The organism is Kitasatospora sp. NPDC001660 (genome assembly GCF_053596725.1).
Genome location: NZ_JBSFGU010000018.1, coordinates 79,648 through 96,016, shown reverse-complemented (window position 1 = coordinate 96,016; position 16,369 = coordinate 79,648). Strand labels below are relative to the sequence as shown.

The 16,369-nt window shown below is 71.8% G+C and carries 15 protein-coding genes; 14 read left to right on the top strand and 1 reads right to left on the bottom strand.

The genetic code is table 11. From position 1 onward, the window contains the following. Nucleotides 1-105 precede the first annotated feature (105 nt). Both ACWCXH_RS20930 and ACWCXH_RS20925 read left to right on the top strand, forming a co-directional pair. Nucleotides 106-933 (top strand): thioesterase family protein, encoded by an 828-nt coding sequence (locus ACWCXH_RS20930; protein ID WP_449802930.1) that lies wholly within the window; start codon nt 106-108, stop codon nt 931-933. Between the two features lie 221 nt (nt 934-1,154). Then, nucleotides 1,155-2,096 (top strand): hypothetical protein, encoded by a 942-nt coding sequence (locus ACWCXH_RS20925; protein ID WP_449802929.1) that lies wholly within the window; start codon nt 1,155-1,157, stop codon nt 2,094-2,096. Nucleotides 2,097-2,246: 150 nt separating this feature from the next. On the opposite strand, the gene bldD is transcribed toward ACWCXH_RS20925, so the two are convergent. Further along, entirely contained in the window at nt 2,247-2,750 is a 504-nt protein-coding gene (gene bldD, locus ACWCXH_RS20920; RefSeq protein WP_031072501.1) for a transcriptional regulator BldD, read from the bottom strand. A gap of 329 nt (nt 2,751-3,079) precedes the next feature. On the opposite strand from bldD, the gene pyrR reads away from it, so the two are divergent. The 12 genes from pyrR (at nt 3,080) to coaBC (ending at nt 16,254) form a co-directional block, all read left to right on the top strand. Beyond that, entirely contained in the window at nt 3,080-3,703 is a 624-nt protein-coding gene (gene pyrR / locus ACWCXH_RS20915) for a bifunctional pyr operon transcriptional regulator/uracil phosphoribosyltransferase PyrR (RefSeq protein WP_449802928.1), read from the top strand. 5 nt (nt 3,704-3,708) lie between these two features. Next, a complete protein-coding gene (locus tag ACWCXH_RS20910; protein WP_449802927.1) occupies nt 3,709-4,713 on the top strand; it encodes an aspartate carbamoyltransferase catalytic subunit in 1,005 nt (334 codons plus the stop codon). Nucleotides 4,714-4,739: 26 nt separating this feature from the next. Continuing rightward, nucleotides 4,740-6,044, top strand: a complete 1,305-nt coding sequence (locus ACWCXH_RS20905; protein WP_449802983.1) for a dihydroorotase — start codon at nt 4,740-4,742, stop codon at nt 6,042-6,044. Next, nucleotides 6,041-6,646: a PH-like domain-containing protein gene (locus ACWCXH_RS20900; protein ID WP_449802926.1), complete on the top strand. Its 606-nt coding sequence runs from the start codon at nt 6,041-6,043 to the stop codon at nt 6,644-6,646. The genes ACWCXH_RS20905 and ACWCXH_RS20900 overlap by 4 nt, the downstream gene beginning before the upstream one ends. After that, complete coding sequence (carA, locus tag ACWCXH_RS20895) at nt 6,643-7,800, top strand: glutamine-hydrolyzing carbamoyl-phosphate synthase small subunit (protein WP_449802925.1); 1,158 nt, start codon at nt 6,643-6,645, stop codon at nt 7,798-7,800. The genes ACWCXH_RS20900 and carA overlap by 4 nt, the downstream gene beginning before the upstream one ends. Next, nucleotides 7,793-11,101 carry a carbamoyl-phosphate synthase large subunit gene (gene carB / locus ACWCXH_RS20890; RefSeq protein ID WP_449802924.1) on the top strand — a complete coding sequence of 1,103 codons (3,309 nt, stop codon included), beginning with the start codon at nt 7,793-7,795 and terminating at the stop codon, nt 11,099-11,101. Before carA ends, carB begins: the two co-directional genes overlap by 8 nt. A 138-nt stretch (nt 11,102-11,239) precedes the next feature. Then, nucleotides 11,240-12,343 (top strand): quinone-dependent dihydroorotate dehydrogenase, encoded by a 1,104-nt coding sequence (locus tag ACWCXH_RS20885; protein WP_449802923.1) that lies wholly within the window; start codon nt 11,240-11,242, stop codon nt 12,341-12,343. A 43-nt stretch (nt 12,344-12,386) separates the two neighbouring features. Then, a complete protein-coding gene (gene pyrF / locus ACWCXH_RS20880; RefSeq protein ID WP_449802922.1) occupies nt 12,387-13,220 on the top strand; it encodes an orotidine-5'-phosphate decarboxylase in 834 nt (277 codons plus the stop codon). 361 nt (nt 13,221-13,581) lie between these two features. Beyond that, on the top strand, nt 13,582-13,908 hold the full coding sequence (gene mihF, locus ACWCXH_RS20875) for an integration host factor, actinobacterial type (RefSeq protein ID WP_030056187.1): 327 nt from the start codon (nt 13,582-13,584) through the stop codon (nt 13,906-13,908). A gap of 49 nt (nt 13,909-13,957) precedes the next feature. Beyond that, nucleotides 13,958-14,515 carry a guanylate kinase gene (gene gmk, locus ACWCXH_RS20870; protein WP_449802921.1) on the top strand — a complete coding sequence of 186 codons (558 nt, stop codon included), beginning with the start codon at nt 13,958-13,960 and terminating at the stop codon, nt 14,513-14,515. 37 nt (nt 14,516-14,552) lie between these two features. Further along, nucleotides 14,553-14,819 carry a DNA-directed RNA polymerase subunit omega gene (rpoZ, locus tag ACWCXH_RS20865; protein WP_030240625.1) on the top strand — a complete coding sequence of 89 codons (267 nt, stop codon included), beginning with the start codon at nt 14,553-14,555 and terminating at the stop codon, nt 14,817-14,819. A gap of 190 nt (nt 14,820-15,009) precedes the next feature. After that, nucleotides 15,010-16,254 carry a bifunctional phosphopantothenoylcysteine decarboxylase/phosphopantothenate--cysteine ligase CoaBC gene (gene coaBC, locus ACWCXH_RS20860; protein ID WP_449802920.1) on the top strand — a complete coding sequence of 415 codons (1,245 nt, stop codon included), beginning with the start codon at nt 15,010-15,012 and terminating at the stop codon, nt 16,252-16,254. Nucleotides 16,255-16,369: the final 115 nt, after the last annotated feature.

The following is a 16,369-nucleotide window of genomic DNA, read 5'->3' as shown; positions in this document are numbered from 1 at the left end:
TTTCACCCGGGTGGCGTATGTTGGGACCCTACTCGCCGGTAACTTACCGTTCGAGATCCCCAGGTGTTCCCGACGCACGTCCGCAGTGAAGGGCAGGCCAACCCCATGACCACGGCGATCCGCAGCGAGTTCGACCAGGGCATCGCGCTGAGCAGACACCCCGAGGAGCCGGGGCGCTACGACGGCGAGCTCGGCGCGGGCTGGCAGATCGGCGGCGGCGTCAACGGCGGGCTGCTGCTCGCCGTCGCCGGGCACGCGCTGTCGCTGGAGCACGGCGACCACCCCGACCCGGTGTCGATCAGCGGTTACTACCTGTCCGCGTCGGTGCCGGGCCCGGCCACCGTCCGCACCGAGGTGCTGCGCTCGGGCCGCGGCCTGTCCACCGGCACCGCCTCGCTCAGCCAGGACGGTGTCGAGCGGCTGCGCGTCGTCGCCAGCCACGGGGACCTCTGCGCCGCCGAGGGCGAGGTGCGCACGAGCGCACAGCCGCCGCAGCTGCCGCCGCCGGACCAGTGCATCGGCGTCGAGCACGCGCCCAAGGAGCTCATCGCCCAGGCCGCGCTGTTGGAGCGCTTCGACCTGCGGCTCGACCCGGCCACGATCGGCTGGGCGCTCGGGCAGCCCTCCGGCAACGGGCGGATCCAGGGCTGGTTCCGTCTCGCCGACGGCCGCGAGCCCGACCCGCTGCTGCTCCTGCTGGTCGCCGACGCGCTGCCGCCGGTCACCTTCGACCTGGGGATGCCCGGCTGGGCGCCGACCGTCGAACTCACCGTCCACCTGCGGGCCAGGCCGGCGCCCGGCTGGCTGCGGGTCACCCACGCCACCCGGAACCTGGCCGGCGGCTACTTCGAGGAGGACGCCGAGGTCTGGGACGAGGCCGGCCGCCTGGTCGCGCAGTCGCGCCAGCTGGCCCGGGTGCCGCGCCCGGCGTGAGAACCGGCGCATTACCGGTGGTTACATTCCTGTGACACGCCGTACGTGTGCGGCGCGCGGGACTGGGGAGTAACACGGTCAGCGGCGGCCCCGCCGCTGACCGTCGGCCTTCCGACGGTGCCCGCCGACGCCAGGAGCTTCCACGTGAGCGAGCGAAGCGAGCGAGCCATCGAGAGGTGCGTGTGGGCGAAGGCCCCTGCCGAGCTCAGCGAGGTGGGCGCATGAGCCGCAACGGCCGCGCCCGCCGCATCTCCGACTGCACCGCCGGCGGCCTCCGCCCGAACGCCCGCGCTGCGCACCGGCGGCACCGGGGCGAGGGCGCCGACCAGGCCTTCGTCATCGGCGTGCTGACCAGCGCCGCGGACTTCGAGCGGGCCCGCGCCTGGCGGGTGACCGACGCCCCCGACTACGAGCGGTACCTGGCCGACACCGCGGACCTGCTCGCCGAGGCGCTGCGGCGCTTCGACACCGTCCGGGCGCGGATGTTCCACCCGCAGGACTTCGCCGAGTTCTGCGTCCTGCACGGGCTGGACCCGGCCGAGCCCGCCGCCCGCGACCGCTACCTGGTCAACCCGCCGCTGCAGCCCCAGCTGCTCGCCTACCAGGGCGAGGAACTGGCCGGCGACTTCGTGCCGCGCCTGGTCCGCGCCCGTGAGAACGGGCTGACGCTCTGCCACGCCGACCTGCTCCTCGACGGCGGGCTGTACGGGGGCACCGGCGAGGCGGACGAGGAGCACGGCCGCTGGGTGCGCGCCGCCCACCAGCGCGGCGCCGAGGTGTTCCGCCGGATGCTGGTCGGCGCGGGCGCCGGGGTGTACGAGCTGCGGCTGCGGCTGAACGCGCCCGGCGGGAAGCTGAGCGCGGCGGCGCGGATCCTCCAGTGGGAGGACGGCGTCGTGCGGATCAACGACGAGGACCTGGAGCTGGTCTGCGCGGTGCTGTGCGCCGGGCTGGCCCTGGAGCTGCCGGGGGTGGCGGTGCTGCACGGTTCGCAGGGGTCGGCGGCGTCCTGCGAGGCCGGGGGCGGAGCCGCGGATGAGCACTTCCGGCCGACCGCGTGGGCCTGGTCGAGCGGAGGGCCGGACTGGGCGCCGGCGGCCCGGCCGGTGCGGCTGGACGGCGTGGCGGCGCAGCCCGGCTACAGCCTGGGCGCGGTCTGCTGAGGCCTCGGGTGTGTCTTCGGGCGCGACGCAGTGCTCGGACACGCCACGGCGCGGCCCTCGATGCCCGAGGTGCCGCGCCGTGACGTTTCTGCGTGCCCGCAAGGGTGATGCGAGCCTCGTTTCCGCTGGCGGGAGCCGGTGCGGCGAGCGTCAGCTCGCCTCCTCCTCGCGCACCGCCCGGCGCGCGTCGGGGTTGAGCACGCCCCACGAGATGAGCTGCTCGGTGAGGATCGACGGCGACTGGTCGTAGATGACGGCCAGGGTGCGCAGGTCGTCCTGGCGGATCGACAGCACCTTGCCGTTGTAGTCGCCGCGCTGGCTCTGGATGGTCGCCGCGTAGCGCTGCAGCGGGCCGGCCTTCTCGGACGGGACCTGGGTCAGTCTCTCCAGGTCGAGGACCAGCCGCGGCGGCGGCTCGGCCGCGCCACCGGGGGTGCCGCCGGGCAGCAGCTCCTGCACCGGGACGCCGTAGAACTCCGCCAGCTCGGCCAGCCGCTGCACGGTGACCGCACGGTCGCCGCGCTCGTACGAGCCGACGACGACTGCCTTCCAGCGCCCCTGGGACTTCTCCTCGACACCGTGCAGGGAGAGCCCCTGCTGAGTGCGGATCGCTCGGAGCTTGCCTCCGAGTTGCTTCGCGTAGTCGCTGGACATTGATCTCCCCGGACGAGATTGCTTCGCGTTCAGTGGTGGGTCACGGGCGATTGCCGACGTCGTTACCGGTGGGTTCGACGTCCGTCTCGTAACTCACTGTGAGGTTACGTAGAGTAAGGTGTCGCGTCAAGCCGAATGGGGCAGTCGTGCGAATGGCCTGCGTCCGGGGTGCGTCGAGCGCGTTAACCCCGTGAAGCGGAATGGTGGAGGTCCGTTTGCCCGCTTGCGCGCTGATAGGATTGCCCGAAGCCCACGCCCGGTCGGCGGGGGCCATCCCAGACATCCTTTAAGGCCCGTCCCGTGAGGCGGGGAAGGAGGTCCGCTTCGGCATGACCACACACCAGGATCCGTCACCCCGCGCACCGCACCAGGTGCTGGACGGCACGGACATCGCCCGGGTCATCACCCGGATAGCGCACGAGATCGTCGAGCGCGCCAAGGGCGCGGAGGACGTCGTGCTGCTCGGCATCCACACCCGCGGCGTCCACCTCTCCCGCCGCCTGCACGACCGGCTCGCCCGGATCACCGGCCGCGAGATCCCGCTCGGCACCCTGGACATCACGATGTACCGGGACGACCTGCGGCTCAAGCCCGCCCGCGCCCTGGAGCACACCGAGATCCCGGCCGGCGGCATCGACGGCAAGCTCGTGATCCTCGTCGACGACGTGCTGTTCTCCGGCCGCACCGTCCGGGCCGCGCTCGACGCGCTCAGCGACATCGGCCGTCCGCGCGCCGTCCAGCTGGCCGTCCTGGTCGACCGGGGCCACCGCGAGCTGCCGATCCGCGCCGACTACGTGGGCAAGAACCTCCCCACCTCGCTGCGCGAGGCCGTGCAGGTGCGCCTCGCCGACACCGACGGCGTGGACGCCGTCCTGGTCGGCGACCGGGACCACACCGCGCGCTCGTCCCAGGCCCTGGCCGCCCAGCCGTCCGAACCGCACCTCCCGGAGTAGCCCGCGTGAAGCGCCACCTCGTCTCCGCCGCCGATCTCAGCCGCGACGACGCGCTGCTGATCCTGGACACCGCCGAGGAGCTGGCCCAGCTCTCCGGGCGGGCCGTCAAGAAGCTGCCCACGCTGCGCGGCCGGACCGTCGTCAACCTCTTCTTCGAGGACTCGACCCGCACCAAGACCTCCTTCGAGGTCGCCGAGAAGCGGCTCTCCGCGGACGTCATCAACTTCTCCGCCAAGGGCTCCTCCGTCTCCAAGGGCGAGAGCCTCAAGGACACCGCGCTGACCCTGCAGGCCATGGGCGCCGACGCGGTCGTCATCCGCCACCACGCCTCCGGCGCGCCGGCCCGCCTGGCGCAGTCCGACTGGCTGCACGGCAGCGTCATCAACGCCGGTGACGGCACCCACGAGCACCCCACCCAGGCGCTGCTCGACGCCTTCACGATGCGGCGCCACCTCAACCCGGGACCGGCGGCGAACGGCCTTGGGCGGGGGCTGGAGGGGCGCCGGGTGACGATCGTCGGCGACGTCCTGCACAGCCGGGTCGCCCGCTCCAACGTCCACCTGCTGACCACCCTCGGCGCCCAGGTCACCTTCGTCGCCCCGCCGACGCTGCTGCCGATCGGCATCGAGAACTGGCCCTGCGAGATCAGCTACGACCTGGAGAGCGTGCTCCCCAAGACGGACGCGCTGATGATGCTCCGGGTGCAGCGCGAGCGGATGAACGCCGCGTTCTTCCCGACCGAGCGCGAGTACAGCCGCCGCTACGGCATGAACGGCCTCCGGATGGCCCAGCTGCCCGAGCACGCGATCGTCATGCACCCCGGCCCGATGGTCCGCGGCATGGAGATCACCGCCGAGGTCGCCGACTCGCCGCGCTGCACCGTGGTCGAGCAGGTCGCCAACGGCGTGTCGGTGCGCATGGCCGTGCTGTACCTGCTCCTCGGCGGGGCCGTCTTCGCCGATGGCCCGAACGACGCCGCCCGCACCGAATCCGTGGAGACCGCCCAGTGAACGAGCGAAGCGAGCGAACCGACAACATGGTCACCTACCTGATCCGCAACGCCCAGATCGTCGGCGGCGCCCCGCAGGACCTCCACCTCGCCGGCGGTGTGATCGAGGCGATCGGCACCGGCCTGGCCGTCGAGGCCGACATCGAGATCGACGCCACCGGCATGATCGTGCTGCCCGGCCTGGTCGACCTGCACACCCACCTGCGCGAGCCCGGCCGCGAGGACGCCGAGACCGTGCTCACCGGCACGCGGGCCGCCGCGAGGGGCGGCTTCACCGCCGTGCACGCGATGGCCAACACCACCCCGGTGGCCGACACCGCCGGTGTCGTCGAGCAGGTCTGGCGGCTCGGCCAGGAGGCCGGCTACTGCGACGTGCAGCCGGTCGGCGCCGTCACCGTCGGCCTGGAGGGCAAGAAGCTCGCCGAGCTGGGCGCCATGCACGAGTCCGCCGCGAACGTCCGGGTCTTCTCCGACGACGGCAAGTGCGTCGACGACGCCGTGCTGATGCGCCGCGCCCTGGAGTACGTCAAGGCCTTCGACGGCGTCGTCGCCCAGCACGCCCAGGAGCCGCGGCTCACCGAGGGCGCCCAGATGAACGAGGGCCAGGTCTCCGGCGAGCTCGGGCTCGGCGGCTGGCCGGCCGTCGCCGAGGAGTCGATCATCGCCCGCGACGTGCTGCTCGCCGCGCACGTCGGCTCCCGGCTGCACGTCTGCCACGTCTCCACCGCCGGCTCGGTCGAGATCATCCGCTGGGCCAAGGCCAAGGGCTGGGACGTGACCGCCGAGGTCACCCCGCACCACCTGCTGCTCACCGACGAGCTGGTCCGCTCCTACGACCCGGTCTACAAGGTGAACCCGCCGCTGCGCACCGCCGAGGACGTCCAGGCACTGCGCAAGGCGCTCGCCGACGGCACCATCGACGCCGTCGCCACCGACCACGCGCCGCACCCGGCCGAGGACAAGGACTGCGAGTGGGCGGTCGCCGCGATGGGCATGGTCGGCCTGGAGACCGCGCTGTCGGTCGTGCAGCAGACCATGGTCGACACCGGCCTGCTGAACTGGGAGGGCGTCGCCGACCGCATGTCGCACCGCCCGGCCCGGATCGGCCGTCTCGCGGGCCAGGGCCGGTCCGTCTCGGTCGGTGAGCCGGCCAATCTGGTGCTGTTCGATCCCGCGTACCGTGGTGCCGTGAACCCGGACAGCTTCGCCACCCGCAGCCGCAACACCCCCTACAAGGGCCTCGACCTGCCCGGACGGGTGCACGCCACCTTCCTGCGCGGACGGGCCACCGTCCTGGCCGGCGAACTCGTCGAACAGGGCGCCGAGGCATGAGCGCGCTTGCCGAGCGAACGATCGGTGGGGTCTCCCACGGCACGCTCACCCCGCTCGCCCAGGAGCAGGCCAAGGTCCACAACTGGCCCGGGTACATCGGCTGGGCCGTCGGCCTGCTGATCGTGATCGGCCTCGTCTACTGGCTGATGCGCCAGGGCTGGAACTGGCGGCGCACCCTGCAGTCCGGCATCCCGCCGCTGCCCGCCGTGCCGGCCGACGCCGGCCGGACCATCCTGGAGAGCAGCGGCCGGTACCACGGCACCACCACCGCCGGGAACTGGCTCGACCGGGTCGTCGCACACGGCCTGGGCACCCGCAGCCACGCCGATCTCACGCTCGGCGAGGACGGCCTGCTGGTGCGGCGCCCCGGTGACATCGACCTCTGGATCCCCGCCGGGCACCTGACCGGTGCCCGCACGGACTCCGGGATCGCCGGCAAGGTCGTCCCGGCCGGGATCCTCGTCGTCACCTGGACGCACGAGGGGACCGAACTGGACTCCGGCTTCCGGGCCGACCACCCCGACGAGCACGCCGCCTGGGTCGAGGCGGTCGCTCAACTCGCAACACGTACGAAGACGAAGACGGAAGAGGCCGCGCAATGACCGCACCTGCCCCCACCACGCAGCGCCAACGGCGGGAACGAGTCCCTGCCGTGCTCGTCCTGGAGGACGGCCGGACCTTCCGCGGCCAGGCCTACGGCGCGATCGGCGAGACCTTCGGCGAAGCGGTCTTCAACACCGGCATGTCCGGCTACCAGGAGACCCTGACCGACCCGTCGTACCACCGCCAGGTGGTCGCGATGACCGCCCCCCAGATCGGCAACACCGGCTGGAACGACGAGGACGACGAGTCCAAGCAGATCTGGGTCGCCGGCTACGTCGTGCGCGACCCCGCCCGGGTCGCGTCCAACTGGCGCTCCCGCCGCTCGCTGGACGAGGAGCTGGTCCGTCAGGGCGTCGTCGGCATCAGCGGCATCGACACCCGCGCGCTCACCCGGCACCTGCGCGAGCGCGGCGCGATGCGCTGCGGCATCTTCTCCGGCGAGGCGCTGGCCGACCCGGCCGCCCTGCTCGCCCGGGTGCAGCAGTCGCCCGAGATGAAGGGCGCCGACCTGTGCGCCGAGGTCGCCACCACCGAGCCGTACATCGTCCCCGCCATCGGTGCGAAGAAGTTCACCGTCGCCGCGCTGGACCTCGGCATCAAGGCGATGACCCCGCAGCGGATGGCCGAGCGCGGCATCGAGGTGCACGTGCTGCCGGCCAACGCCACCCTGGAGGACGTCTACGCGGTCAACCCGGACGGCGTCTTCTTCTCGAACGGCCCGGGCGACCCGGCCACCGCCGACCACCAGGTCGCCGTCGCGCAGGGCGTGCTGGAGCGGGGGACCCCGTTCTTCGGGATCTGCTTCGGCAACCAGATCCTCGGCCGCGCCCTCGGCTTCGGCACCTACAAGCTCAAGTACGGCCACCGCGGCATCAACCAGCCGGTGCAGGACCGCACCACCGGCAAGGTCGAGGTGACCGCCCACAACCACGGCTTCGCCGTGAACGCGCCGCTGGACAAGGTGAGCGACACCCCCTACGGGCGGGTCGAGGTCTCCCACGTCTGCCTCAACGACGACGTGGTCGAGGGCCTGCAGGCGCTCGACGTGCCCGCCTTCAGCGTGCAGTACCACCCCGAAGCGGCCGCCGGCCCGCACGACGCCGCCTACCTGTTCGACCGCTTCGTGAAGCTCATGGAGGGCCAGCGTGCCTAAGCGCACTGACATCAAGTCCGTCCTGGTGATCGGGTCCGGCCCGATCGTGATCGGCCAGGCCGCCGAGTTCGACTACTCGGGCACGCAGGCCTGCCGCGTCCTCAAGGCCGAGGGCCTGCGGGTCGTGCTGGTCAACTCCAACCCGGCCACGATCATGACCGACCCGGAGATCGCCGACGCCACCTACGTCGAGCCGATCACCCCGGAGTTCGTCGAGAAGATCATCGCCAAGGAGCGCCCCGACGCGCTGCTGCCGACCCTCGGCGGGCAGACCGCCCTCAACACCGCGATCTCCCTGCACGAGGCCGGCACGCTGGAGAAGTACGGCGTCGAGCTGATCGGCGCCGACGTCGTGGCGATCAACAAGGGCGAGGACCGCGACCTGTTCAAGGGCGTCGTCGAAGCCGTCAACGCCAAGATCGGCCACGGCGAGTCCGCCCGCTCGGTCATCTGCCACACCATGGACGAGGTGCTCGCCGGCGTCGACACGCTCGGCGGCTACCCGGTCGTCGTCCGCCCCTCCTTCACCATGGGCGGCGCCGGCTCCGGCTTCGCGTACAACGAGGAGGACCTGCGCCGCATCGCCGGTCAGGGCCTGGCCCTCTCGCCGACCACCGAGGTGCTCCTGGAGGAGTCCATCCTCGGCTGGAAGGAGTACGAGCTGGAGCTGATGCGCGACAAGAACGACAACGTCGTGGTCGTCTGCTCCATCGAGAACTTCGACCCGATGGGCGTGCACACCGGTGACTCGATCACCGTCGCCCCGGCGATGACGCTCACCGACCGCGAGTACCAGATCCTGCGCGACATCGGCATCGCGGTCATCCGCGAGGTCGGCGTCGACACCGGCGGCTGCAACATCCAGTTCGCCGTCAACCCCGTCGACGGCCGGGTCATCGTCATCGAGATGAACCCGCGCGTGTCCCGCTCCTCGGCGCTCGCCTCCAAGGCCACCGGCTTCCCGATCGCCAAGATCGCCGCCAAGCTGGCCGTCGGCTACACGCTCGACGAGATCCCGAACGACATCACCGAGGAGACCCCGGCCTCCTTCGAGCCGACCCTCGACTACGTCGTCGTCAAGGTGCCGCGGTTCGCGTTCGAGAAGTTCCCGAGCGCCGACGCCACCCTGACCACCACCATGAAGTCCGTCGGCGAGGCCATGGCCCTCGGCCGCAACTTCCCCGAGGCGCTGCAGAAGGCGCTGCGCTCGCTGGAGAAGAAGGGCTCCCAGTTCACCTGGACCAGCCCGGTGGGGGACAAGGCCGAGCTGCTGGTCAAGGCCGCCGTGCCGACCGACGGCCGGATCAACACCGTGATGGACGCCATCCGGGCCGGCGCCACCCCGGAGGAGGTGTTCGAGTCCACCAGGATCGACCCGTGGTTCGTCGACCAGCTCTTCCTGCTCGACGAGATCGCCGGCGAGCTGGTCGAGGCCGCCGAGCTCACCCCCGAACTGCTGCGCCACGCCAAGCGGCACGGCTTCTCCGACCAGCAGATCGGCGAGATCCGCGGCCTCAAGCCGGACGTCGTCCGCGAGGTGCGGCACGCGCTCGGCATCCGCCCGGTGTTCAAGACCGTCGACACCTGCGCCGCCGAGTTCGCCGCCAAGACCCCGTACTTCTACTCGTCCTACGACGAGGAGAGCGAGGTCGCCCCGCGCACCAAGCCCGCGGTGATCATCCTCGGTTCCGGCCCGAACCGCATCGGCCAGGGCATCGAGTTCGACTACTCCTGCGTCCACGCCTCCTTCGCGCTGGCCGAGGCCGGGTACGAGACCGTCATGGTCAACTGCAACCCGGAGACCGTCTCCACCGACTACGACACCTCCGACCGGCTCTACTTCGAGCCGCTCACCCTGGAGGACGTCCTGGAGATCGTCCACGCCGAGCAGCAGGCCGGTCCGCTGGCCGGCGTCATCGTCCAGCTCGGCGGCCAGACCCCGCTCGGCCTCGCCCAGGCGCTCAAGGACAACGGCGTGCCGATCGTCGGCACCCAGCCCGAGGCGATCGACCTCGCCGAGGAGCGCGGCGCCTTCGGCCGCGTCCTGCGTGACGCCGGCCTGCCGGCGCCCAAGCACGGCACCGCCTTCTCCTTCGAGGAGGCCAAGGCGATCGCCGACGAGATCGGCTACCCGGTGCTCGCCCGCCCGTCCTACGTGCTCGGCGGCCGCGGCATGGAGATCGTCTACGACGAGGCCTCGCTCGCCTCCTACCTGGAGCGGCACGCAGGCCTGATCTCCGAGCACCCGGTGCTCATCGACCGCTTCCTCGACGACGCGGTGGAGATCGACGTCGACGCGCTCTACGACGGCACCGAGCTCTACCTCGGCGGCGTCATGGAGCACATCGAGGAGGCCGGCATCCACTCCGGCGACTCCGCCTGCGCGCTGCCCCCGATCACCCTCGGCGGCTTCGACATCAAGCGCCTGCGCACCTCCACGGAGGCCATCGCGCGCGGTGTCGGTGTCCGCGGCCTGATCAACATCCAGTTCGCGCTGGCCGGGGACATCCTCTACGTCCTGGAGGCCAACCCGCGCGCCTCCCGGACGGTGCCGTTCACGTCCAAGGCCACCGCGGTGCCGCTGGCCAAGGCGGCCGCCCGGGTCTCGCTCGGCGCCACCATCGCCGAGCTGCGCGCCGAGGGCCTGCTCCCGGCCGAGGGCGACGGCGGCACGCTGCCGGCCGACGCGCCGATCGCGGTCAAGGAGGCCGTGATGCCGTGGAGCCGCTTCCGCGACATCCACGGCCGCGGCGTGGACACCGTGCTCGGCCCGGAGATGCGCTCGACCGGTGAGGTCATGGGCATCGACAAGGTCTTCGGCACCGCCTACGCCAAGGCGCAGTCCGGCGCGTACGGCGCGCTGCCGACCAAGGGCAAGGTCTTCGTCTCCGTCGCCAACCGGGACAAGCGCAACCTGGTCTTCCCGGCCCGGGCGCTGGTCGGCCTCGGCTTCGAGGTGCTCGCCACCGCCGGCACCGCCGAGGTGCTGCAGCGCGGCGGCATCCCGTCCACGCTGGTGCGCAAGCACAGCGAGGGCGAGGGGCCGAACGGCGAGAAGACCATCGTCCAGCTGATCAACGACGGCGAGGTCGACCTCATCATCAACACGCCGTACGGCACCGGCGGGCGCCTCGACGGCTACGAGATCCGCACCGCGGCGGTCTCCCGCGGTGTGCCGTGCCTGACCACCGTCCAGGCGATGGGCGCCGCGGTCCAGGGCATGGACGCGCTGCTGCGCGACGAAGTCGGGGTGATGTCGCTCCAGGAGCACGCCGAGCTGATCAACGCCGGCCGCAAGTAGCACCACCGCAGCGGGGGGCACCGGAGTCGGATTGGTGCCCCCCGCTTCCATGCCCGCCCGTCGCCCGCCACCGCCCTTCTCTCGACGGGCTGCGCCCGCGCCTTGAACTCCGCTATTCGCCCCGGGAGTTGACCACCCTTGTACAAGCTTCTGTTCGACCTCGTCTTCAAGAAGATGGACCCCGAGAAGGCCCACCACCTCGCCTTCTTCTGGATCCGCCTCGCCTCCTCGGTGCCCGGCCTGCGCACCCTGGTGCGGCTGGTCCTCGCCCCGCGCGACCGGGCGCTGCACACCAAGGCCCTCGGCCTCGACCTGCCCGGCCCGTTCGGGCTCGCGGCCGGCTTCGACAAGAACGGCGTCGGCATCGACGGCCTGGCGATGCTCGGCTTCGACTACGTCGAGATCGGCACCGTCACCGGCGAGCCCCAGCCCGGCAACCCGGCGCCCCGGCTGTTCCGCCTCGTCGAGGACCGCGCGCTGATCAACCGGATGGGCTTCAACAACCAGGGCTCGGCCCGGGTCGCCGCCCGCCTCGCCGCCCGCCCGCACACCAGCTCCACCCCGGTGATCGGCGTCAACATCGGCAAGACCAAGGTGGTCGAGGAGGCCGACGCCGTCGCCGACTACGTCAAGTCGACCGAGCGGCTGGCCCGTTACGCCGACTACCTGGTCGTCAACGTCAGCTCGCCGAACACCCCCGGGCTGCGCAACCTGCAGGCCGTCGACCACCTGCGCCCGCTGCTCGCCGCCGTCCGCGAGGCCGCCGACCGCACCACCGCGCACCGCGTGCCGCTGCTGGTGAAGATCGCACCCGACCTCGCCGACGAGGACATCGACGAGGTCGCCGACCTCGCCCTGGAGCTGGGCCTGGACGGCATCATCGCCACCAACACCACGATCGGCCGCGAGGGCCTGCGGGCCGACGCCCGGCGGGTCGAGGAGATCGGCATGGGCGGCCTGTCCGGCGCCCCGCTCAAGGCCCGCGCGCTGGAGGTCCTCCAGCGGCTGCGCGCCCGCACCGAGGGCCGGCTGACGCTCGTCTCGGTGGGCGGCGTGGAGAGCGCCGAGGACGCCTGGCAGCGGATCATCCACGGTGCCGACCTCGTCCAGGGCTACAGCGCCTTCATCTACGAGGGCCCGTTCTGGTGCCGGCGCATCCACAAGGGCCTCTCCGCCCGGGTCCGGGACGCGGGCTTGCGCAACCTGGCCGCGGCGGTCGGCAGCGCCGTCCGCTCCTCGTGAACCGAACCCCCGTACCGCCACTGGAAAGTCCGGAAAGGACGACATGACCCTCGCCCCGTTCGGCGCCCGGCTGCGCCAGGCCCTCGACACCCGCGGCCAGCTCTGCGTCGGCATCGACCCGCACGCCTCCCTGCTCGCCGCGTGGGGACTCGGCGACGACATCGCCGGCCTGGAGACCTTCAGCCGCACCGTGGTCGAGGCGCTGGCCGACCGGGTCGCCGTGCTCAAGCCGCAGGCCGCCTTCTTCGAGCGCTTCGGCAGCAAGGGCGTCGCGGTGCTGGAGCGGACCGTCGAGGACGCCCGCGCGGCCGGTGCGCTGGTCCTGATGGACGCCAAGCGCGGCGACATCGGCTCCACCATGGCCGCCTACGCCGAGGCCTTCCTCGCGCCCGGCAGCCCGCTGTTCTCGGACGCCCTCACCGTCAGCCCGTACCTCGGCTTCGGCTCGCTGCGCCCGGCGCTCGACCTCGCACGGGAGCACGGCTGCGGCGTCTTCGCGCTGGCGCTCACCTCCAACCCGGAGGGCGGCGAGGTGCAGCGCGCCGTCGGTGCGGACGGCGAGCCGGTCGCGGCGGCCGTGCTGCGGCAGTTGGCGGCCGAGAACGCCGGGGCCGAGCCGCTCGGCCCGTTCGGCGCGGTGGTCGGCGCGACGCTCGCCGACGCGGGCGTGGACCTGGCGATCAACGGCCCGCTGCTGGCCCCCGGCATCGGCGCCCAGGGGGCGACCATGGCGGACCTGCCGCGGGTGTTCGGCGCCTCGGTGCGCAACGTCGTGCCGAGCGTCAGCCGGGACGTCCTCAAGCACGGCCCGTCGGTGCCGGCGCTGCGCGAGGCGGCCGAGCGGTTCGTGGGCGAGTTCGCGGACGCCGTGAAGTAGCGCTCGGGGGTTGGGCGGTAGCCGTGCGGTGACCCTGCGCAGTGTGTGCAGCGCCGGGCGGTGCCGCTCGATCCGGCCTCCGCCCGACGTGAGCGCCGTCACATCGGCGGTGTCAAAGTCTCGCAATCGCGGTCATTTTGCCCCGGAAAGTCCTGGTCGGCCTTGGCTGACCAGGACTTTTCGTGTTCTTTTCCTGACGCGGCGCCGCAATCCGGGTAGTGTCCGGCGATAGGTCATCGAAGAGCTGCGATTCTCGTAGCTCCCGCAGGTCAGGGCCCTTTGGTTCCACTTGCGGAGGTGTCCTGGAGAACCAACCCAGTCATAGCTCAATCCCTTCCTTCCACACCCTGAGGTGAACGGCGTGGCTCTTCCGCCCCTTACCCCTGAACAGCGCACCGCCGCGCTCGCCAAGGCCGCCGAGGCTCGCCGGGAGCGCGCCGAGGTCAAGAACCGGCTCAAGCACTCCGGCGCCTCCCTGCACGAGGTGATCAAGGCCGGCAAGGCCGACAACGATGTCATCGGCAAGATGAAGGTCTCCGCCCTGCTGGAGTCGCTCCCGGGCGTCGGCAAGGTCCGGGCCAAGCAGATCATGGAGCGCCTCGGCATCAGCGAGAGCCGGCGCGTGCGCGGTCTCGGCACGAACCAGATCGCCTCCCTGGAGCGGGAGTTCGGCGGCGGTGCCGCCTGACCGTGCCCCCGTGGTCCCGGGATCGTCCGCGATCCGGGATAATCGGTGCATGAGTGAGCGTCCGCGGCTGACCGTGCTCTCCGGCCCTTCGGGGGTCGGCAAGAGCACGGTCGTCGCTCATATGAGGAAGCAGCACCCCGAGGTCTGGCTCTCGGTGTCGGCGACGACCCGCCACCCGAGGCCCGGCGAGCAGAACGGGGTCCAGTACCACTTCGTCGACAACGACGAGTTCGACAAGCTGATCGCCAACGGTGAACTGCTGGAGTGGGCCGTCTTCGCCGGCAACCGCTACGGCACCCCGCGTTCGGCGGTGCTGGAGAAGCTGGAGCGCGGCGAGCCCGTCCTGCTGGAGATCGACCTGCAGGGCGCCCGGCAGGTGCGCGAGTCGATGCCCGAGGCACAGCTGGTCTTCCTGGCTCCGCCGAGCTGGGACGAGCTGGTCCGCCGGCTGACCGGCCGGGGCACCGAGCCGCAGGACGTCATCGAGAAGCGGCTGGAGGCCGCCAAGGTCGAGCTCGCGGCGGAGCCGGAGTTCGACACGACTCTTGTCAACACCTCCGTCGAGCAGGTGGCGGCCGAACTGCTAGCCTTGCTCGGTGTAGGCTGACCTGTCTGTCTTTTCCACCCTTTCGGAAGGTTTTCGCGTGTCCTCTTCCATGACCGCGCCCGAGGGCATCATCAACCCGCCGATCGACGAGCTGCTTGAGGCCACCGACTCCAAGTACAGCCTGGTGATCTACGCCGCCAAGCGTGCGCGCCAGATCAACGCGTACTACTCCCAGCTCGGTGAGGGTCTGCTGGAGTACGTCGGCCCGCTGGTCGACACCCACGTCCACGAGAAGCCGCTGTCGATCGCGCTGCGCGAGATCAACGCCGGCATGCTGACCGCGGAGGCGATCGAGGCCGCCTGAGCCGGTCGATCTCGCAACTCTCCGAAAGGGCCTGGCGGAACCGCTTCCGCCGGGCCCTTCGGCGTTGTCGGGGGCCGGTGTCGGGTGTTGCGTGCCGGGCGTCGATGCCGGTGTGCGCGGTGCCACGGTGCGGGTGATCACCGAGGGGTCGTAGGGTGTGCACGTCCCTGGAGTGGAGGAGAGCGGGAGTATGAGCGCGACTTCGGACCGGACCGGCGCGGACGCCCCGCGCGTCGTCCTCGGCGTCAGCGGCGGCATCGCGGCCTACAAGGCGTGCGAGCTGCTCCGCCGGTTCACCGAGTCCGGCCACCAGGTCACCGTGGTGCCCACCGCCGCCGCGCTGCACTTCGTCGGCGAGGCCACCTGGGCCGCCCTCTCCGGCCGCCCGGCCGCCACCGAGACCTGGGAGAGCGTCCACGAGGTGCCGCACGTGCGGATCGGCCAGCAGGCCGACCTCGTCGTCGTCGCCCCCGCCACCGCGGACCTGATCGCCAAGGCCGCCCACGGCCTGGCCGACGACCTGCTCACCAACACCCTGCTCACCGCCCGCTGTCCGGTCGTGGTCGCGCCCGCCATGCACACCGAGATGTGGGAGCACCCGGCCACCCGGGAGAACGTCGCCACGCTGCGGCGCCGGGGCGTCATCGTGCTGGAGCCGGCCGTCGGGCGGCTCACCGGCAAGGACACCGGCAAGGGGCGGCTGCCCGAGCCGTCCGCGATCTTCGACGCCTGCCGGTCGGTGCTGCGCCGCGGCGGCGCCGTGCCGGCCGACCTGGCCGGGCGGCACGTGGTGGTCTCGGCCGGCGGCACCCGGGAGCCGCTGGACCCGGTGCGCTTCCTCGGCAACCGCTCCTCCGGCAAGCAGGGCTACGCGCTCGCCGTGACGGCGGCGGCCCGTGGGGCGCGGGTGACGCTGGTCTCGGCCAACGCGGAACTGCCGGATCCGGCAGGGGTGGACGTGGTGCACGTCTCGACCGCCCTGGAGCTGCGGGAGGCCGCGCTGGAGGCCGCCGCGGACGCGGACGCCGTGGTCATGGCCGCGGCGGTGGCCGACTTCCGGCCCGCCGAGTACGTCACCGGCAAGATCAAGAAGGTCGAGGGGGTCGAGCCGGCGCCGGTCGCGCTGGTCCGCAACCCGGACGTCCTGGCCGAGTTGTCGGCCCACCGCCCCCGTTCGGGCCAACTGGTCGTGGGTTTCGCGGCGGAGACCGACGACGTGCTCGCGTACGGTCGCGCCAAGCTCGCCCGCAAGGGCTGCGACCTGCTCGTCGTCAACGAGGTCGGCAACGGGAAGGCCTTCGGGACGGACGTCAACGAGGCCGTGGTGCTGGGCTCCGACGGCAGTGAGACGGCCGTTCCGGTGGGTCCCAAGGAGGCGTTGGCGGATGTGGTCTGGGACCTGGTCGTGAAGGGGATGAAAACGGTCGGTAACTGATCTGGAGGTGCTTGAGTCCGGTCGGAGAGTCGCTGGATAACGGTCTCGATTTCCGGAAGCGGGTGACGTTCGGCAGAACCAGACCGTTAGACTCCAGGAATCAAGTCTTTCCGGA